The organism is Enterococcus sp. DIV0756 (assembly GCF_051710745.1).
Lineage (GTDB): Bacteria > Bacillota > Bacilli > Lactobacillales > Enterococcaceae > Enterococcus_A.
In genome coordinates this window covers 2,367,318-2,385,783 of sequence record NZ_JBIOLF010000001.1, presented here as the reverse complement: position 1 = coordinate 2,385,783, position 18,466 = coordinate 2,367,318, and the positions used below count along the sequence as shown (strand labels likewise).

Here is an 18,466-nt window from a genome sequence, read left to right as displayed (position 1 = left end):
GTTTGTCTATGGAAACATTAACGAAAGCAATCGCAAAGTTTAAAGGAGGTGTCAAAGTTCCCCATAATAAGAATACGGCAGAACTTGAAAGCGTTTTTATGGAACCGCCGAAAATTGTGACTATTCCAATGCAGCAGCATATTGGAGGTGTTTGTACGCCGACGGTAAAAAAAGGGGACGTTGTCACAGTTGGGCAGGTTATCGCGGATTCGGAAGCGTTTGTCTCAGCTCCAATCCATGCCTCTGTTTCTGGAAAGGTTAAGGGAATCAAACCGGTTTTGATGGCAAATGGTCAGATGTGTGATGCGGTTCATATCGCTAGTGACGGTCTACCTGTCGAATTTCCCGAACCAAGACCGGTTGAAATTCATTCGAAAGAAGATCTTTTGAAGGCTGCGCGAGACAGCGGCATCGTTGGGATTGGTGGCGCTGGATTTCCTATGCACGTCAAGCTGAATGTCAATGAGAGCACACCGATTGATACGCTGGTGATTAACGGGGCAGAATGTGAACCCTTTATTACGTCCGATTACCGAGAAAGCCTAGAGTATCCAGAGCGAATCATCGCAGGGATGCAATTAGTGATGAAGTATTTGAATATCGCTCATGGGGTCGTAGGGATCGAAAGCAACAAGCCAAAAGGGTTAAAAAAATTACGGGATCACTTGAATGAGCTGGCTGACCGTGATCCGTCGATCGATGTGATGGAGATTCCATCATTATACCCGCAGGGCGCGGAAAAAATGCTCGTGTATGCAACGACTGGTCGAAAAATCCCGCCTGGGAAATTGCCGTCTGAAGTCGGTTGTTTGATTATGAATATCTCAACGATTTCATTGTTACAGCGCTATATCGAGATCGGTATGCCGCTGACTCATAAGCGGATCACCGTAGATGGCAATGTGGCGCAGCCCAAAAATGTGGTGGTTCCTGTCGGGACGCCGATTGGTGACGTGATTGAGTATTGTGGCGGGCTGATCGATGAGCCTAGCAAGATTATTTTGGGCGGACCAATGATGGGGATCGCTCAATTTTCAGTGGATTTACCGATTACGAAGCAAACCAATGCCATCACGATTTTAGGAGCGGCTCAACAGCTGCCAGAGGAATCACCATGTATTCGCTGCGGACGCTGTGTCGAAGCTTGTCCGATGTCGCTGCTGCCGGTTCAGATCGAACGCTGTACGCGAAACAATGATCTTACTGGCTTGAAAAAGTTAAATGTATCCGCCTGTATGGAATGCGGTTGTTGTGCCTTCGTTTGTCCGGCTGGTCGCAGACTCGTTCAGTCGATGAAACGAGCGAAACAGTTAGAAAGGGAGGCTGCCAAATGAACAAATTACCGGTTTCTATCTCGCCTCATCTGCACTCTGGACGCAGTAGCCGAGGAATTATGCTGGACGTGATCATCGCGCTGATCCCAGCAATTATCGCCTCCACACTTATCTTTGGTTTTCGCGCGCTTATCTTGATCATTGTAACGGTTGCGGCTTGTGTCATCAGCGAGTATGTCACGCGGAAAATTTTAAAGCGGCCGGATTCGATTCACAATTTGACGGCAGTCGTCACAGGAATCTTACTGGCCTTGAATCTGCCGGTGACCTTGCCATTTTGGATGGCTATTTTAGGTGGTGTGATCGCGATTGTGATCGTGAAGGAATTTTTCGGCGGGGTTGGACAAAACTTCGTGAATCCCGCGATTACTGCTCGAATTATTCTGATGATGTCCTTTGCCTCTCAAATGAGTACGTGGCAGCCGCCGCTGAACTATTATATGTTCCGTCCGGATGTTATTTCATCGGCTACGTATTTTTCAGCCTCGCAGACGGGGCAAAAAATTCCGTCATTACTGGATATGTTTTTAGGCATTCGAGCGGGTAGTTTGGGGGAGACCTGTGCGTTAGCTCTATTGATCGGCGGGGTCTATCTAGTTGTCAGAAAGGTGATTTCACCGCTTATCCCGCTTTGCTTTATCGGAACAGTCGTCCTCTTCTCAACCTTATTGGGCGGTGATCCGTTGTATCAAATGATGTCAGGTGGATTATTGTTGGGAGCAATTTTCATGGCGACGGATTATACAACTTCGCCCATTACCAGAAATGGCAAGATTATTTTTGGGATCGGCTGCGGGATTGTCACTGTTTTGATTCGTTTCTTCGCAGCACTGCCAGAAGGGGTTTCTTATGCCATTTTATTAATGAATATTTTAGTTCCTCATATCGAGAACTTGACGATTCCGAAGGTTTTTGGTGAGGAGGCGAAGGTAAAATGAAAAAATCCAGTTCTAAAGTCATTTTTACCGATGCCTTATGTCTCTTCATTATCTGTCTCGTGATCACCTTTGCGGTAGCTGGAACACGTTCTGTGTTTAAAGACCGAATCGCTAAGCAGGAGTGGGAGCAAACTCAAAGCGTCATGAGCCAGCTGATCAAAGCCGATGACTTTCAAGAAGTCAAAGTAGCTGGGGACAACCAAGGCTATAAAGCGCTGGATAATTCCGGCAAGATTGTAGGGTATCTTTTTGTGACCAAGGCCTATGGCTATGGCAGTGACGTGAGTGTCATGAGTGCTGTGATGGATGGCAAGGTTCTTGGAGTCGATGTTTTGGATGCCTCGAATGAGACTCCAGGACTTGGACAAAATGTCACGAAAAAGGAATTTGTCGATCAATTCGACGGCATCGATGAGTCACTAGAGGTAGTAAAAAATGATCCAACGAATAAGAATCAAGTAGAAGCGGTGACTGGAGCGACAAAATCCTCCAATGCTGTCGCTGCATCAGTCAAAGAGGCGCTTGCTCTGTTTGAACAAGTTGCTACGTCAGAGAAATAGGGAGGAGAAGCAATGGAAAAAGAAAAAGCATCCACTATTTTCAGCAGAGGGTTGATCAAAGAAAATCCTGTCCTGCGTCTGATGTTAGGGACCTGTCCAACGTTAGCAGTGACGACCTCTGCGATGAACGGTTTAGGAATGGGCGTCGCGGCTACCGTCGTTCTTCTAGGCTCCAATGTCGTGATCTCTCTTCTACGGAAGGTGATTCCTGATCGCGTCAGAATTCCGGCTTTTATCACCATCATCGCGGGTTTTGTGACGGTGGTTCAACTAGTTGTAAAGGCATTGGCCCCTGCTTTAGATGCTACGTTAGGAATTTATTTACCCTTGATCGTAGTAAACTGTATTATTCTAGGGCGTGCAGAGGCTTATGCCAAAAATAATACGGTGCTTCATTCCGCTTTAGATGGGTTAGGAATGGGTGTCGGCTTTACAATGGCGCTCTTATGTATGGGAGGGATTCGCGAGCTGCTTGGCAGCGGGACCTTCTTAGGCTTTCCAATCACAGCCGGTGTGATTCCGCCAATGACGATCATGCTGCTGCCGCCAGGCGGGTTCTTCGTCTTTGGGATGCTGGTAATGCTGGCGAATAAGTTGAGTGATCGCAAGACGAAAGAAATCGATTGTAGTGCTTGTCCGGTCGCTGAAGCCTGTACCACGGTTTGTGATGAAAAGGCGGGTGATCAATAATGCAGATTTTTGTAACGATTTTAGTCGCCGGTATTTTAACCGATAATTTTGTTTTGTCGCAATTTCTAGGGATTTGTCCATTTCTCGGTGTATCCAAAAAATTAGATACCGCCGTCGGAATGTCTCTCGCTGTTACCTTTGTTATGGTACTAGCGACTCTAGTAACGTACCCGTTGTATGCGTCAGTATTAGTACCACTGGGGTTGGATTACCTTCAGACAATCGTCTTTATCCTGACGATTGCCGCACTTGTTCAGCTGGTAGAGGTCGTGATGAAACGGTATATGACTCCGCTTTATAATGCGCTGGGGATTTATTTGCCCTTAATCACCACGAATTGTGCAGTGCTGGGTGTTACGATCTTGAACTTTTCAAAGAATTATTCCTTTATGCAATCGATGGTCAATTCTTTTGCGGCTGGGGTCGGATTCTTAGTCGCTATGGTGATTTTTGCTGGTGTACGAGGCCGTTTGGAGGGAAATGATATTCCTGAATCACTTCAAGGCCTGCCGATCACGCTGATTGCCGCCGCGATTGTCTCGTTGTCGTTTCTTGGATTTGCCGGCTTGGCAGAAGGATTATTCCAGTAGGGGGTGGAAATAATGACAGAAATCATGATACCCATAGGTATTGTTAGTGGGATGGGATTAATCGCAGGAGTCATTCTTTCCTTAGCCACGATCATCTTCCATAAACCGGTGGATGAAAAGGAAGAAGCCTTGCGAGAAGCACTGCCGGGAATCAATTGCGGAGCCTGCGGCTATTCCGGGTGTGACGGCTATGCCAAGGCCATGGCTAAAGGAGAAGCTGGAGCGACCAACTGTACGCCCGGAGGACCAACTACGCAAAAAGCCTTGGCAGAAATCTTGGGTGTTGAGGTTGGGGATGTTCAAAAAGTCGCCGCCTTTGTTCGCTGTAATGGGACCTGCGAGTTTACAAACAAGAAAATGGCTTATGCCGGAACAGAAACTTGCTACGGAGCAAACCAAATTTTTGGCGGTCCGCAAGACTGCCGCTTTGGCTGTATGGGATTTGGCGATTGCGCGGCTGTTTGTGACTACGACGCGCTGCATATTGTAGATGGGGTGGCTAAGGTTGATCCTGATAAATGCGTCGGCTGCTTGAAATGTATCACCGCTTGTCCGAAGAATCTGATCAAGATGCTGCCGGCAGAAAACACCGCGCTCGTGGCCTGCTCCAATCAGGATAAAGGCGGTGGTGTGCGAAAAATCTGTGATGTGGGCTGTATCACCTGTAATCGGTGTGTGAAGACCTGTCCGCAAAACGCAATCAAAATGGAAAACAATGTCGCCGTGATTGATCCAGATCTATGTATCGACTGTGGCGAATGTGTCGAAATCTGTCCGCAAAATTGTATTTTACAGCTGCCGGCGAAGGAAAAGATTCCTAGTTAATAGAAAACGGAAGCCTTTTCAAAAAGGTGCGCTATCATTAAAAGAAAAGGGCAGGTGTTGAAATGAAATTATTAGTAACAGAGGATTATCAAACATTAAGTCAAATCACAGCGGACATCGTTTTGATGAAGTGGGCGGAAAGTCATCGCGTGAATCTGGCGCTGACTGCGGGCTCTTCCCCTAAGCGTGCGTACGAAATCTTAGCTGAACGACTGAAGCAGGTAGATTTCGATCAAAGCTTGGCGCATTTCTACAACTTTGACGAGATTACCCTAAAGGGTCAAGAATACGGATTAACGATGCAGGCATTGTTTGAAGAATTATTTCGACCATTAGGGATCGAAGAAGAAAATATCGAAGGTTTAAATGCCCAAAATTATCAGGACTACGATCGTCAAATCGCTGAAGATGGCGGCTTGGACTTAGTTCTAATGGGAATTGGCGGAGATGGTCACTTCTGTGGCAATCTGCCAGAGTTCACCTCCTTTGATTTCGGTGTTTATCGCGTACCAATCGAGAAGGATGATGAACTCTACAAGCTTCTGGAGGGAGCAAGTCCTCATGAACCAGGAGAAGAAATGGTGACATTTGGCACTCAAACCATTTTAGCCGCGAAAGAATTAGTGCTGATTGCTAATGGCGAGAAGAAGGCCGCTATCATCAAACAAGCGCTGGAAGGACCAATCACAGAAGATGTACCAGCATCTGTTTTACGCTTGCATCCGAACTTGACGGTGATCCTAGATCGCGAAGCGGCGAGTTTGTTGGAGTAATTGAATAGAAAAATAACCGAGCGCTTATACGATTAGTAATGAAAGTATAAGCGCTCGGTTTTCATGTCAAAAGCAGTTATCGCTTTATTGTTTTTAGTCTTCTATTCTAATTCTTCCTCTTCCACCGTTTCAAAGTATTGGGAGTGAACAACGACTAGTACAATTCCAATGAAGACCATCGCACTTGCGAAATAGAAGGTATAGTTCCCACCGAATCGCGCGCCAATTAGTCCAGCCACAAAAGGTGCTAACGAACCGCCAAAAAAGCGAACAAAGCTGTAAGTTGATGAAGCGATGTTGCGTTTAATTCCAGGGATTTCCATCGCAATGGTTGTCATCAAGGTGTTAATAATCCCTTGAAAGAAACCAGCAACAATCAGCGCAGCCGCGACAAGGGTTGGTTGATCCGCATTGATCCCCATCAACAATAAACAAATAACAAAACCAATGAAACCAATCATCAAGGTATAAAATGTTCCGATTTTTCGTTCAAATCGAGTAGCTAAGAAAATTGAGGATATAGCTAGTAAGATTCCCCAACCAAAGAAGGTCATACCGATATTCATTTCAGAAAAGTTCGGCATTAAAAAGGGCGCATAAGCAAGTAAAGTAAAGAAACCGAAGTTATACAAAAGGGCAATTAAGCCGATCGAGCGTAGCTTATGATTCTTTAGCGCTTTAACACCAGCAAAAAAAGCAATTTTTTCTTTTTCACCTTTTGGTTCTTTAAACATAATCAAGATCGATAGGAATGAGATCAGCATCAAAACCGATACACCAGCAAATGGCAAGCGCCAAGAAATCGAACCTAGCGATCCGCCAACTAAAGGACCAATTGACATACCCAACCCCATTGCCGCTTCATACAGCATAATTGATTTTTCCGTTTGCCCAATTAACACACTGACGATTGCTGATAAGGCGGTTGAAATGAATAGGGCGTTTCCTAAGCCCCAACCTGCACGAAAATAAATTAAGGCATCGATCGTATCAGATAAACCAGCGAATAGTGCAAATAAAATAATAATGAATAACCCCAGCATTAGCGTTCTCTTTGTGCCAATTCGACTTGAAACAAAACCAGTAAACAGCATCACAATACCAGTAACCATCATGTAACTGGTAAATAATAGTGTCGTTTGTGCAGGCGTTGCCTGTAATGATTTAGCGATCGAATTCAAAATAGGATCGACTAAACCGATCCCCATGAAGGCAATCATGCAAGCAAAGGCAACAACATACGCCGCTTTCCCATTAGCTTTCTCTCTTACTATGTTTTCATTGTTCTCGTTTAAATTTTCCATTAAGTCACCACTTTCCATTCAACAGTGTAATCACAAAAAGATTTTATGTCAATATTTACATAAATAAATTTACACATATTTTTTGACCAAAAAAAGAAGCAGACCGTATAAGATCTGCTTTAAGTCTATTTAGCAAAATATACATCGATTTTTTCTTCTGCCCACTCACACCAAGAAAGTTCTTCCTTGCATAAACGGATTTTCCGTTCAAGAATCAGTTCACGACCGAAATTCTTTCGACGATCCTCTCCGTTTAAATCATTCAGACCATCCAGTACTTTAGAATATTCGTTTAGTTGCTCGTGGAAATATTGTTTGCGTTCCATGATTAAAAATTTTGACGTATCTCGATCCAGTGCAGATATAGTAAAAACTTTCGCCAAAAATTCATCCTTTTGTGAAGGGGCATGGCTTTTGGTAAAGACCCACTCCTTGACTACTTCCTTACCTGTTGGGGTGATGTCATAGATTTTCCGTTTGCCATCAGGAATATCGACAATTTCAATCAATTCCTGTTTACGTAATTCCTTTAATGTCGGATAAATTTGACTATGATGCGCCTCCCAAAAAAGATTCAAAAAGCGTTTCAGTTCATAGCCGGTTAATGGCGCACGGACAAGCATCGCCAAGACGACATAGCTGATTGTATTCATTGTGAGACCCTTTCTGTTAAGGAATTTTGAGCCAGTCTATTGTGGTTCGACATTTTCTCCGTGTCTATTGTAACATTGATTGAAGGAAGATGATTAGAAATTGCTGACTATTTTTCAGTCTTTCGACGGATGATTTTCTTTTCGATCTTCTATACACTTAATTCAGAGAGGAAGATCGTCATGAAAGTTTTGTTTGTGTTTGAAGATCGGGAATATTCCAGTTTTTTTGTTTATGATTTAACGAGCGGTGTGAACAGTCTCTTACGGGTTTCACCCGAAATAAAGATTCAAAAACTGACATTGGGAGAACTGTATACCCAAGTACCGATTGAAAAATTTCTAGGCTATTTTTCCGTGGCCTTTTCTATAGAAGTAAAAAAATACTTGATTCTAAAAAAAGCGGACAGTCTATTAGGCGTGAAGGAGGCTGGGCTTGAAGCAGATGGTAAAATGCCGATAACTGTTTATAAAGACTTTATCGCTTTGAAAAATGGACAACAGTTTACAAAGGGTGATCACCGGATGTCGCTGGATCAGATTGATGCGTATATTAGTTATCAGATTGATCAGGATGGTCGAATCGATGTCTTCGAACGCCAAGAGGACATTATTCGGTTGATGAAACGCAAAACAGTTCGCCCACGCCTATCTTCGATTACCAATAACTATGGAACCGTTAAAGAATACTCCGGCAGCAATCTTAATTTGAAAGATATGCTTAAAATGGGCACCGGCTATTTAGCCAAAGGGAGTGCTCGGATGAATAAGATCAATGTACCAGAAGTCGGGAGTTTCTCACTAATAGGTGATTTTCCTTATCGCTTAGGAACAGTAAATTGGGAACAAAACAGTGTAAAGCTGCGGTCAGATCTGCTTCAATAAAAAAGTTATTCACAGGGGTGCCGAGAAAAGCGTTTTTATCTCTTGATTTAGCCGCTTACAAAAGCTTTAATGCTGTTATATCAATGTTTAATCAAGTTTCACAATTGAGAAACTTTTTGAAAAAAGCGTTCTAAAGCTCTTGACAATCGTGATAAGCATTTGACCATCAAAACGACGATGTTAAACGTTCGTTAAATTAATATCTTAGAGGCTTCCTGCGTTTCTGAAGGAATATTCTGGACTAAAATATAAAGTGAATAGCAGCTATTTTCCTATAGGTGTTTAAATAATTTTGAATGAAAAGGCGAGGAGAGATAATTATGATTTGGACATTAATTGTTGGTGCGATAATTGGTGCGATTGGCGGTAGCCTTTCTGGTCGTGGAAAGCAAATGGGCTGTATTTTTAATATCATTGCAGGATTAGCCGGCTCTTATATTGGACAAGCAATTTTCGGTCATTGGGGTCCGCATTTAGCAGGAATGGCGTTAGTACCATCGATCTTAGGTGCAGTAGTCGTTGTTGCAGTTGTGTCATTCTTTACTGGACGACGATGATAAAAGAAACAGAAGTTGAGATTGTGACTTCTGTTTTTTTGTGCGCAAAAGGCCAATTTCTTTTTTCTAGTCGTGTTCGTTCAGCTTTTGGGAACTCTTTGCTATAATGGAGGGTGGGTGATAAGAATGATAAAACGAATTGAAAAATTACGCGATTCAATGAAAAAAGAAGTCATCGACGCGTACTTAGTAACAAATCCAGCGAATCTTCGCTATTTGACAAATTTTACTGGGACGGCCGGACTAGCGTTGATTACGTTAGAAAAAGCGTTCTTTATTACTGATTTCCGCTACACTGAGCAAGCCAGTGAACAGGTGCAAGGCATGACAATTATTCAGCATCACGGCAATATTGTAGGGGAGATTTTAAAACTGATGGCAAGTGAAGGCATCAATGTACTTGGTTTTGAGGATGCCTTCATGACTTACGCGGAGTATTCTGTTTTTGAAGAAGTGATTGATGCGGAGCTAGCCCCTGCTAGCGGATTGATCGAAAAATTGCGGGAACAAAAGGATGATGGCGAGATTGCTATTATCGAGAAAGCCTGCGCTATTGCAGATGAAGGCTTCGAACATGTTTTGAAAATGATTCGTCCAGGCATGACTGAAATCGAAGTCGCTAATCAGCTAGATTTCTTCATGCGTTCGCTTGGTGCAACAGGAACATCCTTTGATACGATCGTTGCCAGTGGTGTTCGATCTGCTCTGCCGCATGGTGTAGCCAGTGAAAAAATGATCGAACAAGGCGAGTTGATTACGCTTGATTTTGGCTGTGTTTACCAGGGATATGTATCTGATATCACGCGAACTTTTGCGATCGGTGATCCGGGTCAACAGTTAAAGGACATCTATCAGGTCGTTTTGGAAGCACAACGGAAAGTTATTGAAGTAGCACAGGCTGGTGTGACAGGTGCACAATTAGATGCGATTGCCCGTGATTTTATCACTGACGCAGGTTATGGTGAAGCTTTCGGTCATTCTACTGGTCATGGAATTGGTATGGAAATCCATGAAGGGCCAAATATCAGCCGCTCAAATGACGAACCATTGGATGTTGGAAATGTCATCACTGATGAACCAGGCATCTATTTAGCTGGGGTGGGCGGCGTCCGAATTGAAGATGATTTGGTGATTTTAGCTGAAGGAAATCGAATTTTAACCCAGTCACCTAAAGAGCTCATCATTTTATAAGTCTCATTGAGTAGTGGTAGCGTAAGTAAACAAGAAATGATAAACTAGAACCAAATCTGCAGAGATTGAATTAGGAGGAAGTATCATGATTTCAGTAAACGATTTTAAAACTGGTTTGACGATCGAGGTGGACGGCGGTATTTGGCGCGTAGTCGACTTTCAACATGTAAAGCCAGGTAAAGGTGCGGCCTTCGTTCGTTCAAAACTAAAAAATCTGCGTACGGGAGCTGTGCAAGAAAAAACTTTCCGTGCTGGTGAAAAAGTAGCAAAAGCTCAAATTGATAATAAAAAAATGCAATATCTTTATGATGACGGTGATAACTACGTATTCATGGATATGCAAAGCTATGAACAAATTGAAATGCCTAAACAACAAGTAGCAGAAGAAATGCTCTATGTATTAGAAAATACGGAATTGACGGTTATTATGTACGGCAATGAAGTTTTAGGTGTGGATCTGCCAAATACAGTGGTATTAGAAGTCGCAGAAACAGAACCAAACATCAAAGGAGATACCTCATCAGGCGGCTCAAAACCAGCTGTGATGGAAACCGGCCTAACAGTTAATGTTCCTTTCTTCGTAAACCAAGGCGACAAACTAATCATCAATACACAAGACGGTAGCTACGCTTCAAGAGCATAGTAATAGTACTAGCGTAGAAGGTAGAAAGATATACGGCACGAACATCAGATTTATTTTTCTGGCAAGAAAAATAATTACATTTAGTAGGAGTAAGGATGTCAGTTCTACTTTTCGCAGGATCAATAAAAGAAAAGTAAATAAACATTCACTAAAAGCCGAGCTAGAGAAAAGTTTAGTAGAATGATATACGGCACGAACATCAGATTTATTTTTCTGGCAAGAAAAATAATTACATTTAGTAGGAGTAAGGAGAGAGTAAGATGGCAGATGAAAAAAATTTAGTTTTAGGCGAGAGCCCAGAACTTGGTGAGATTATCATTGCACCAGAAGTGATCGAAGTAATTATCGGGATCGCAGCTTCTAAAGTTGACGGTGTCTACGGCATGCGTGGCTCATTAGCCAGCAATGTGACAGAATTACTTGGTAAATCAGCTCATGGTAAAGGTGTTTATCTTAAAAACGATGAAGACGGCTTGAAAGTTGATATCTATTCTTATTTTGACTATGGCACTTCTGTACCAAAAGTGGCAATGGCTATGCAAGAACGGGTAAAACAACAAGTCTTATTTATGACAGACATTGCATTAAGTGAAGTAAATATCCATGTAGTCGGTGTTGTTGCAGAAAAATTGGAGCAACCAACTTTAGAAGAATTATTCAATGATGAAGAGGAAAATAATGAGTAAAGAATTATCACGTCATGAGATTCGGGAGAAAGCGTTACAGGCGTTGTTCCCATTGGATTTCAATCAAGAATTAACAAAAAAAGATGCCATCAACCATGCATTAAGCATTGACCAACAAGCGTTCGTTAGTGAAGACGAAGAAGCCTTTGTTCCAGTCTATCTTGATGAATTAGTTGGCGGAGTTGTTGAGCACCAAGCAGAACTGGATGGAATTATTCAAAAGCATCTACGTTCTAACTGGTCGATTCAACGAATTGCTAAAATGGATTTGATTATCTTGCGACTAGGTATTTACGAGATGTTATACAACACTCAAGTACCTAACCGAGTGGTTCTAAATGAAGCCATCGAATTAGCCAAAACTTTCAGTGATGATCAATCAAGAAAGTTTGTCAATGGAATCTTATCTAATGTAATGAAAGAGATCGATGAAGCTGGGGCAAATAGCTAATAAAGCTATTTTTCCCAGCTTCATTTAAACTATAGAAAAGAAAGAAGCGGGGAATGAACGTGGCACAACTTATTAATGGGAAAGAGTTAGCAGAAAAGCTTCAAAATGAAACAGCGCAGCAAGTTGAAACATTAGCAGCAAAGGGTATCCATCCAGGATTAGTCGTGTTATTGGTCGGCGAAAACCCCGCTAGTCAAATCTATGTTAGAAACAAAGAACGTGCAGCGAAGAAAATCGGCATTCACTCTGAAGTCAAAAGATATCCAGAAACCATCACCGAAGCAGAGTTGATCAAAGAAATTAACTATTTTAATCAGTCAAAAGAGTTCCATGGTATTTTGGTACAATTGCCATTACCAGAGCACATTAATGAAGAAAAGGTTCTATTGGCAATCAATCCTTTAAAAGATGTTGATGGGTTCCATCCAATGAATATGGGACGATTATTCGCGGGCATGCCTCATACAATTCCTTGTACTCCATATGGCATTATGAAAATGTTTGAAGAATATGATATCCCATTAGCGGGTAAACAAGCAGTAGTGATCGGCCGCAGCAATATCGTAGGTAAACCAATGGCCATTTTACTTTTAGGCGCGGATGCGACAGTGACTTTGACCCATTCAAAAACAGAAGATTTAGCCAAGGTTGCCCGTAAAGCAGATATCTTGGTTGTCGCAATCGGTAGGGGGCATTTTGTAACAAAAGATTTCATCAAACCGGGAGCTGTCGTTATCGATGTCGGTATGAATCGAAATGAGGATGGAAAGCTGATCGGCGATGTGAAATTTGATGAGGTTGAATCGATCGCCAGCTACATTACACCTGTTCCAGGCGGTGTTGGTCCTATGACTATCACGATGCTGATGCAGCAAACAGTAGAATGCTGTGAACGTCAGGTACTGAATCACGAATAGCAAAGAGGTGTTTAAATGGCACAAGAGTATTTAACTGTCAGTGCATTAAACAAATACATCAAACGAAAATTCGACGTAGACCCCTATTTAGAGCGGGTCTATTTGACCGGAGAAATTTCCAATTTTCGTATGCGGGCAAATAGTCATCAATATTTCAGTTTGAAGGATGAGCGCTCAAAAATCAGTGCGATTATGTTCAAGGGTGCTTTTCAAAAACTGAAGTTTTCACCTAAAGAAGGGATGAAAGTTTTGGTGGTCGGACGCGTGGCACTATATGAAGCCAGCGGAAACTATCAAATCTATATTGATCATATGGAGCCTGATGGTGTTGGTGCATTGTATCAGGCGTTGGCCGAATTACGAGAGAAATTAAACAAAGAAGGCTTATTCTCGCAACCGAAAAAGCCTTTGCCGCGTTATCCTAAACGAATCGCGGTGATTACTAGTCCAAGTGGTGCGGTCATCCGTGATATTATAACAACAGTAAAACGTCGCTATCCTATCACTCAATTGGTTCTTTTCCCAACTTTAGTACAAGGGGACAAAGCAGCGGCTGATATTGTTAAAAATATCAAAAAGGCAGAGGAAATGGACTTTGACACGATGATTATTGGTCGCGGCGGAGGTTCAATCGAAGATTTATGGCCGTTTAATGAAGAGAGCGTGGCGCGAGCGATTGCTGCTTCGCCAATACCGATTATTTCCTCGGTCGGACATGAAACGGACACGACGATTGCGGATCTAGTCGCTGATGTGCGAGCTGCTACTCCAACGGCGGCTGCGGAATTAGCAGTACCAGTTTTATCAGAAGAAATCTTGCGCATCAAAGAAAAACAAGCGCGCCTAGAACAAGCCTTCTTACATCAATTGCAACGAAAAAAAGAACGGTTTGAACGTTTGCAGCAATCCTATATTTTCAGACAGCCCAATCGTTTATATGAAGCGCAAAGTATACAACTGGATCGCTTAACGCAGCAATTACAACAGAACATGACTGTTTTAGTGAATCAGCGGGAACGAGAACTGATGCAGTACAGCAATCGGTTGGCCCAAGCTAATCCCATTAATCGCGTGAAACAAGCCCAACAGCAGATGACTTATTTGCAGGAACGCCTACAGCAGCAAATGCAAGGCTACTTAGAAACTCAACAACGGCGAGTGCAGCAAGCGATCACTTCACTAGATTTGTTAAGTCCGTTGAAAACGATGGGACGAGGATTCACTTATACGACGCAAGATGATCAGGTTGTTCGGTCAGTAAACGATTTGCAGGAAAAAGAGATGACCGTTCATTTTGTCGATGGCACGGTGAAAGCAGCGATTTTAGAAATTGATAAAGGGGAAGAATAATGGAAAATACAACCTTTGAAGAATCAATCACGCAATTAGAAACGATTGTCACACAGCTGGAACGAGGCGACGTGCCTTTAGAAGAAGCACTAGAAGCGTTTCAAAAAGGAATGATTTTGAGTAAACAATGCCAGGATACGTTAACAAAGGCGGAAAAAACATTGACTAAAATGATGAGCGAAGACGAAGAAGTGCCTTTCACAGGTGAGGAGGAAGCCTAAATGTTGCAGCAGCTTTCTGCTGAGGAGCTACCGAAGGTTGAAAAAGAGATCATCGACTTCATTACTACCTGTACTACCCATGAAGAATTGAAAAAGAGTATGCTCTATTCCATTGAAGCAGGCGGGAAACGGATTCGACCGTTAATTGTTTTAGCGACTGTCCGAGCGTTTCAAAAAGAACTGACTTCACCTGTTTATCAAACAGCTGGGGCGTTGGAAATGATCCATACGTATTCATTAATTCATGACGACCTTCCAGCGATGGATGACGACGATCTGCGTCGTGGAAAACCAACTAATCACAAAGTTTTCGGTGAAGCGCTAGCGATTCTAGCTGGTGATGGCCTTTTGACCGGCGCGTTTCAATTGGTGAGTGAAACTACATTGAGCCCTACTGAGAATGTGTTACTGATTCAGCTTCTAGCGAAAGCGGCTGGAATAGGCGGTATGGTGGCTGGGCAGGCAGGAGATATGGCAGCTGAAAAGCATCAGGTAGCGCTGAATGAATTAAAGGCAATTCATCGTGGAAAAACGGGTGCCCTTTTGACGTATGCGTTCGTTGCTGGTGGAATCTTAGCCAATCAAACCGAGTATGTAATTGAGTTACTTGAACAGCTGGGAGGTCACATTGGCTTGGCTTTTCAAATTCGAGATGATTTGTTGGACGTTGTTAGTACAACTGAGGAGCTTGGCAAACAAGTTGGACAGGATGAAAAATCTGAAAAAAGTACTTATCCAGCTCTGCTCGGTCTTGAGGGTGCTCAAAAAGCGTTGGCTGAAGAATTGGAACAAGCAGAACTAGTTATTCGTCAATTAGCAGAAGCGGGTGATTTTCAACCACAGCTCTTCCAAGAATTACTTAGTCTTTTCACTCTCAAAAAATAAAATTATGATGAAGTAGGAAATGATATGAAAAAAGAACGTGTCGATGTGCTAGCTTTTAACCAAGGGCTTTTTGAAACTCGAGAAAAGGCCAAACGCGGCGTAATGGCTGGGCTAGTCTATGATCAGAAAAATGAGCGGCTAGATAAACCTGGCGAAAAAATTCCATTAGAGACGATTTTACAAATCAAAGGTCAAAGTTTAGCGTATGTTTCTCGTGGTGGCTTGAAATTAGAAAAAGCGCTGAAAATTTTTGATGTTGACATCAATCAAAAGATTCTATTAGATATCGGTTCTTCAACCGGTGGTTTCACCGATGTTGCGTTACAAAACGGTGCTACTTTGAGTTATGCCCTAGATGTTGGCTATAATCAGCTAGCCTGGAAACTACGTCAAGATGAACGTGTCGTAGTAATGGAACGAACCAATTTCCGCTATTCGAAATTAGCTGACTTCGAACATGGACAGCCAAATTTTGCGACGATAGATGTCTCGTTTATTTCTTTGAAATTGATCCTACCACCACTTCACGAGATTCTTTCTGATGATGGTGATGTAGTGGCGTTAATTAAGCCACAATTTGAAGCAGGTAAGGAATATGTTGGGAAGAAGGGAATCATTAAAGACCCTAAAACGCATTTGATGGTCTTAGAAGAAATTACTGATTTTGCGGCAACACATGGATTTGATGTGCAAGAATTAACCTTTTCTCCTATTACTGGTGGTGAAGGTAATATTGAATTTCTCGCACATTTAAAAAAAGTGCCAGAAACAGGCCGCTTAAATCCAGAAATTGATTTAGCGCAGGTCGTTTCTGAAGCCCATCAGCAGCTAGATAAATAGTCTGGAGGAGAATGTATGCGAAAACATGAACGGCATCGTCTCATTACACAGCTTTTAAACGAGTATGATGTGAAGAAACAAGAAGAGTTTGTGGCGATCCTTGCACAACAGGGAGTGACAGTCACACAAGCAACAATTTCACGTGATATCAAAGAGATGAAATTAATCAAAGTCCCTGCTCAAAATGGTGGTTATCGCTACAGTATGCCTCGAAAAGAGCAGGAAGATGTGAATGAAAAATTAGCTGATCTTTTAAAAGAAGCGGTCATTTCTGTGGATCAGATGGAGAAGTTCATCAGTGTAAAAACATTGCCAGGAAATGCTTCTGCTTGTGCAAACTTATTGGAAAAACAATTTACAAAAATCTTATTTACGACTTTGAATGATGATGATAGTGTCCTAATGATTGCTCGTACAGAAGAGGATGCTAAGCGCCTTAAACAAGACATCGCTGATAAAAGTCAAACGAACTAGTATGTCTCATTAAAAAGGAGAGCAGACAAAATGTTACAGGAATTGACAATTAAAAATTTCGCGATCATTTCTTCGTTACATTTAGGCTTTACTGACGGAATGACGGCATTGACTGGTGAGACAGGTGCCGGAAAGTCTATCATTATTGATGCGGTGAGTTTACTGGCTGGTGCACGTTCTTCGATTGAGTATATTCGACAAGGTAGTGATAAATGCCTTGTGGAAGGACTTTTTGATTTGCCGAAACAGTCAGATTTTCATGTATTGATGAAAGAGCTTGGAATTGAAGTCGATGAAGCGGGACTGATCGTTCAAAGGGACTTGAATAGCTCAGGAAAGAGCGTTTCACGTGTTAATGGCAGAATTGTTACTCTTGCAAATTTACGTCGAATCGGACAATTTTTAGTCGATATTCAAGGACAAAATGACCATCAAGAATTAATGCATCCAGAATCCCATTTACGTCTATTAGACAGTTTCGGTGAAGCGGCATTTCAAGAAATCAAAATAGCTTATCAGAATGCGTATCGGGATTATGTGACTTTGGCAAATCAGGTCAAGAAATTCAAGCAAAATGAACAATCCTTCGTTCAACGAATCGATATGTTGACCTTCCAGCAAGAAGAGATTGGTAATGCTGAATTGATGCTTGGCGAAGAAGAGAAGTTGATGGAAGAGCGTGAAAAGCTGACGAACTATCAAAAAATTGTCGATAGCCTTTCTTACAGTTATCAAGCGATGACAAATGAGGAAACAAGTTCACTTGATGCCATCGGCTCAGCCAGTCAAGAACTTCAAACGATCGCCTCTTTGGACAAAGATTATGAAAATATTTCAGACAATGTTTACAGCGCATACTATCTTTTGCAAGATGCTGTCAGCGAGATTGGTCGTCAATTAGATCTGCTGGAGCTTGATGAAGAACGTTTAGATCTTGTTAATGAACGTTTAGAATTGATTCATCAGTTAAAAAGAAAATACGGTGATTCGATCGAAGTCATTATGAACTATTATGAACAGATCAGCCAAGAGCTTCTAGAATCAGATTTCTCTGGTGACAAATTGGAAAAATTGGAAAAGGAATTGACTGCCCAAAAGGCCGAATTGCATCAACTAGCTGAAGAGCTGCGAAAAGCACGACAGAAAATGGCGAAAAAACTGGAAGCGGCGATTCAAAACGAATTAAAGGATTTGTATATGGAAAATGCACGTTTTGAAGTGCGCTTCAAAGAGACCTCCTTTAACGTTGATGGAAGCGATGAAGTAGAGTTTTATATCACGACGAATCCTGGTGAGCCTTTGAAACCATTAGTGAAAGTAGCTTCAGGAGGGGAAATCTCGCGTGTCATGTTGGCTTTAAAGACGATTTTTTCAAAAACGCAAGGCTTAACCAGTATCGTATTTGATGAAGTGGACACTGGAGTGAGTGGTCGAGTAGCTCAAGCGATCGCAGATAAAATCTATCAGATCGGACAAAATTCTCAAGCCCTTTGTATTACCCATTTGCCGCAAGTGGCGGCCAAAGCGGATCATCAACTATTTATTCGAAAAGAAGTAGTAGATGGTCGGACAATCACTAAAGTAGAAGAACTAACAGAAGATGATCGAACCGAGGAAATCGCACGAATGTTAGCTGGAACAGAAATTACCGATTTAACAGTCAAACATGCAAAAGAATTATTGCAACTAGCAAAAAAATAGC

General features: G+C 42.2%; 22 protein-coding genes. 20 read left to right on the top strand and 2 right to left on the bottom strand.

All coding sequences use genetic code 11. From position 1 onward, the window contains the following. Positions 1-8 precede the first annotated feature (8 nt). The 7 genes from rsxC (at position 9) to IGI44_RS11565 (ending at position 5,710) form a co-directional block, all read left to right on the top strand. A complete protein-coding gene (gene rsxC / locus IGI44_RS11595; protein ID WP_438787872.1) occupies positions 9-1,334 on the top strand; it encodes an electron transport complex subunit RsxC in 1,326 nt (441 codons plus the stop codon). After that, complete coding sequence (locus IGI44_RS11590) at positions 1,331-2,272, top strand: RnfABCDGE type electron transport complex subunit D (RefSeq protein ID WP_438787871.1); 942 nt, start codon at positions 1,331-1,333, stop codon at positions 2,270-2,272. The genes rsxC and IGI44_RS11590 overlap by 4 nt, the downstream gene beginning before the upstream one ends. Next, positions 2,269-2,832 carry an FMN-binding protein gene (locus IGI44_RS11585; RefSeq protein ID WP_438787870.1) on the top strand — a complete coding sequence of 188 codons (564 nt, stop codon included), beginning with the start codon at positions 2,269-2,271 and terminating at the stop codon, positions 2,830-2,832. Before IGI44_RS11590 ends, IGI44_RS11585 begins: the two co-directional genes overlap by 4 nt. Positions 2,833-2,844: 12 nt before the next feature. Then, complete coding sequence (rsxE, locus tag IGI44_RS11580) at positions 2,845-3,522, top strand: electron transport complex subunit RsxE (RefSeq protein WP_438787869.1); 678 nt, start codon at positions 2,845-2,847, stop codon at positions 3,520-3,522. Continuing rightward, positions 3,522-4,112 (top strand): electron transport complex protein RnfA, encoded by a 591-nt coding sequence (locus IGI44_RS11575; protein ID WP_438787868.1) that lies wholly within the window; start codon positions 3,522-3,524, stop codon positions 4,110-4,112. The genes rsxE and IGI44_RS11575 overlap by 1 nt, the downstream gene beginning before the upstream one ends. 12 nt (positions 4,113-4,124) lie before the next feature. Then, the gene (locus tag IGI44_RS11570) at positions 4,125-4,937 is read left to right on the top strand and encodes an RnfABCDGE type electron transport complex subunit B (RefSeq protein WP_438787867.1); all 813 of its coding nucleotides are present in this window, start codon (positions 4,125-4,127) and stop codon (positions 4,935-4,937) included. Between the two features lie 62 nt (positions 4,938-4,999). Beyond that, positions 5,000-5,710, top strand: a complete 711-nt coding sequence (locus IGI44_RS11565; RefSeq protein WP_438787866.1) for a glucosamine-6-phosphate deaminase — start codon at positions 5,000-5,002, stop codon at positions 5,708-5,710. A gap of 101 nt (positions 5,711-5,811) precedes the next feature. Here IGI44_RS11565 and IGI44_RS11560 read toward each other — a convergent pair whose 3' ends face one another. Next, positions 5,812-7,032, bottom strand: coding sequence for an MFS transporter (locus IGI44_RS11560; RefSeq protein ID WP_438787865.1), 1,221 nt, complete (start codon positions 7,030-7,032; stop codon positions 5,812-5,814). A 107-nt stretch (positions 7,033-7,139) separates the two neighbouring features. After that, positions 7,140-7,667, bottom strand: a complete 528-nt coding sequence (locus tag IGI44_RS11555; RefSeq protein WP_438787864.1) for a PadR family transcriptional regulator — start codon at positions 7,665-7,667, stop codon at positions 7,140-7,142. Between the two features lie 180 nt (positions 7,668-7,847). On the opposite strand from IGI44_RS11555, the gene IGI44_RS11550 reads away from it, so the two are divergent. The 13 genes from IGI44_RS11550 (at position 7,848) to recN (ending at position 18,465) form a co-directional block, all read left to right on the top strand. Then, a complete protein-coding gene (locus IGI44_RS11550) occupies positions 7,848-8,549 on the top strand; it encodes a hypothetical protein (RefSeq protein WP_438787863.1) in 702 nt (233 codons plus the stop codon). A 320-nt stretch (positions 8,550-8,869) separates the two neighbouring features. Further along, on the top strand, positions 8,870-9,106 hold the full coding sequence (locus IGI44_RS11545) for a GlsB/YeaQ/YmgE family stress response membrane protein (RefSeq protein ID WP_034876217.1): 237 nt from the start codon (positions 8,870-8,872) through the stop codon (positions 9,104-9,106). Positions 9,107-9,232: 126 nt separating this feature from the next. Further along, entirely contained in the window at positions 9,233-10,297 is a 1,065-nt protein-coding gene (locus tag IGI44_RS11540; RefSeq protein ID WP_438787862.1) for a M24 family metallopeptidase, read from the top strand. An 85-nt stretch (positions 10,298-10,382) separates the two neighbouring features. Next, positions 10,383-10,940 (top strand): elongation factor P, encoded by a 558-nt coding sequence (efp, locus tag IGI44_RS11535; protein ID WP_016180534.1) that lies wholly within the window; start codon positions 10,383-10,385, stop codon positions 10,938-10,940. A gap of 260 nt (positions 10,941-11,200) precedes the next feature. Next, complete coding sequence (locus tag IGI44_RS11530) at positions 11,201-11,626, top strand: Asp23/Gls24 family envelope stress response protein (RefSeq protein WP_438787861.1); 426 nt, start codon at positions 11,201-11,203, stop codon at positions 11,624-11,626. Then, entirely contained in the window at positions 11,619-12,077 is a 459-nt protein-coding gene (nusB, locus tag IGI44_RS11525) for a transcription antitermination factor NusB (protein WP_438787860.1), read from the top strand. Before IGI44_RS11530 ends, nusB begins: the two co-directional genes overlap by 8 nt. 59 nt (positions 12,078-12,136) lie before the next feature. Then, a complete protein-coding gene (locus IGI44_RS11520) occupies positions 12,137-12,994 on the top strand; it encodes a bifunctional methylenetetrahydrofolate dehydrogenase/methenyltetrahydrofolate cyclohydrolase (RefSeq protein WP_438788987.1) in 858 nt (285 codons plus the stop codon). A gap of 15 nt (positions 12,995-13,009) precedes the next feature. Further along, complete coding sequence (gene xseA, locus IGI44_RS11515) at positions 13,010-14,344, top strand: exodeoxyribonuclease VII large subunit (protein ID WP_438787859.1); 1,335 nt, start codon at positions 13,010-13,012, stop codon at positions 14,342-14,344. Further along, complete coding sequence (locus tag IGI44_RS11510; protein ID WP_438787858.1) at positions 14,344-14,565, top strand: exodeoxyribonuclease VII small subunit; 222 nt, start codon at positions 14,344-14,346, stop codon at positions 14,563-14,565. Before xseA ends, IGI44_RS11510 begins: the two co-directional genes overlap by 1 nt. Further along, positions 14,566-15,450: a polyprenyl synthetase family protein gene (locus IGI44_RS11505; protein ID WP_438787857.1), complete on the top strand. Its 885-nt coding sequence runs from the start codon at positions 14,566-14,568 to the stop codon at positions 15,448-15,450. Between the two features lie 24 nt (positions 15,451-15,474). Then, entirely contained in the window at positions 15,475-16,290 is an 816-nt protein-coding gene (locus tag IGI44_RS11500; RefSeq protein ID WP_438787856.1) for a TlyA family RNA methyltransferase, read from the top strand. A gap of 15 nt (positions 16,291-16,305) precedes the next feature. After that, the gene (locus IGI44_RS11495) at positions 16,306-16,764 is read left to right on the top strand and encodes an arginine repressor (RefSeq protein WP_438787855.1); all 459 of its coding nucleotides are present in this window, start codon (positions 16,306-16,308) and stop codon (positions 16,762-16,764) included. 30 nt (positions 16,765-16,794) lie between these two features. Next, complete coding sequence (gene recN / locus IGI44_RS11490; RefSeq protein ID WP_438787854.1) at positions 16,795-18,465, top strand: DNA repair protein RecN; 1,671 nt, start codon at positions 16,795-16,797, stop codon at positions 18,463-18,465. Position 18,466: the final 1 nt, after the last annotated feature.

Bases quoted from the DNA above. Each gene is read 5' to 3' on its own strand.
- rsxC (WP_438787872.1), top strand. From the start codon at position 9: ATGGAAACATTAACGAAAGCAATCGCAAAGTTTAAAGGAGGTGTCAAA.
- IGI44_RS11590 (WP_438787871.1), top strand. From the start codon at position 1,331: ATGAACAAATTACCGGTTTCTATCTCGCCTCATCTGCACTCTGGACGC.
- IGI44_RS11585 (WP_438787870.1), top strand. From the start codon at position 2,269: ATGAAAAAATCCAGTTCTAAAGTCATTTTTACCGATGCCTTATGTCTC.
- rsxE (WP_438787869.1), top strand. From the start codon at position 2,845: ATGGAAAAAGAAAAAGCATCCACTATTTTCAGCAGAGGGTTGATCAAA.
- IGI44_RS11575 (WP_438787868.1), top strand. From the start codon at position 3,522: ATGCAGATTTTTGTAACGATTTTAGTCGCCGGTATTTTAACCGATAAT.
- IGI44_RS11570 (WP_438787867.1), top strand. From the start codon at position 4,125: ATGACAGAAATCATGATACCCATAGGTATTGTTAGTGGGATGGGATTA.
- IGI44_RS11565 (WP_438787866.1), top strand. From the start codon at position 5,000: ATGAAATTATTAGTAACAGAGGATTATCAAACATTAAGTCAAATCACA.
- IGI44_RS11560 (WP_438787865.1), bottom strand. From the start codon at position 7,032: ATGGAAAGTGGTGACTTAATGGAAAATTTAAACGAGAACAATGAAAAC.
- IGI44_RS11555 (WP_438787864.1), bottom strand. From the start codon at position 7,667: ATGAATACAATCAGCTATGTCGTCTTGGCGATGCTTGTCCGTGCGCCA.
- IGI44_RS11550 (WP_438787863.1), top strand. From the start codon at position 7,848: ATGAAAGTTTTGTTTGTGTTTGAAGATCGGGAATATTCCAGTTTTTTT.
- IGI44_RS11545 (WP_034876217.1), top strand. From the start codon at position 8,870: ATGATTTGGACATTAATTGTTGGTGCGATAATTGGTGCGATTGGCGGT.
- IGI44_RS11540 (WP_438787862.1), top strand. From the start codon at position 9,233: ATGATAAAACGAATTGAAAAATTACGCGATTCAATGAAAAAAGAAGTC.
- efp (WP_016180534.1), top strand. From the start codon at position 10,383: ATGATTTCAGTAAACGATTTTAAAACTGGTTTGACGATCGAGGTGGAC.
- IGI44_RS11530 (WP_438787861.1), top strand. From the start codon at position 11,201: ATGGCAGATGAAAAAAATTTAGTTTTAGGCGAGAGCCCAGAACTTGGT.
- nusB (WP_438787860.1), top strand. From the start codon at position 11,619: ATGAGTAAAGAATTATCACGTCATGAGATTCGGGAGAAAGCGTTACAG.
- xseA (WP_438787859.1), top strand. From the start codon at position 13,010: ATGGCACAAGAGTATTTAACTGTCAGTGCATTAAACAAATACATCAAA.
- IGI44_RS11510 (WP_438787858.1), top strand. From the start codon at position 14,344: ATGGAAAATACAACCTTTGAAGAATCAATCACGCAATTAGAAACGATT.
- IGI44_RS11505 (WP_438787857.1), top strand. From the start codon at position 14,566: ATGTTGCAGCAGCTTTCTGCTGAGGAGCTACCGAAGGTTGAAAAAGAG.
- IGI44_RS11500 (WP_438787856.1), top strand. From the start codon at position 15,475: ATGAAAAAAGAACGTGTCGATGTGCTAGCTTTTAACCAAGGGCTTTTT.
- IGI44_RS11495 (WP_438787855.1), top strand. From the start codon at position 16,306: ATGCGAAAACATGAACGGCATCGTCTCATTACACAGCTTTTAAACGAG.
- recN (WP_438787854.1), top strand. From the start codon at position 16,795: ATGTTACAGGAATTGACAATTAAAAATTTCGCGATCATTTCTTCGTTA.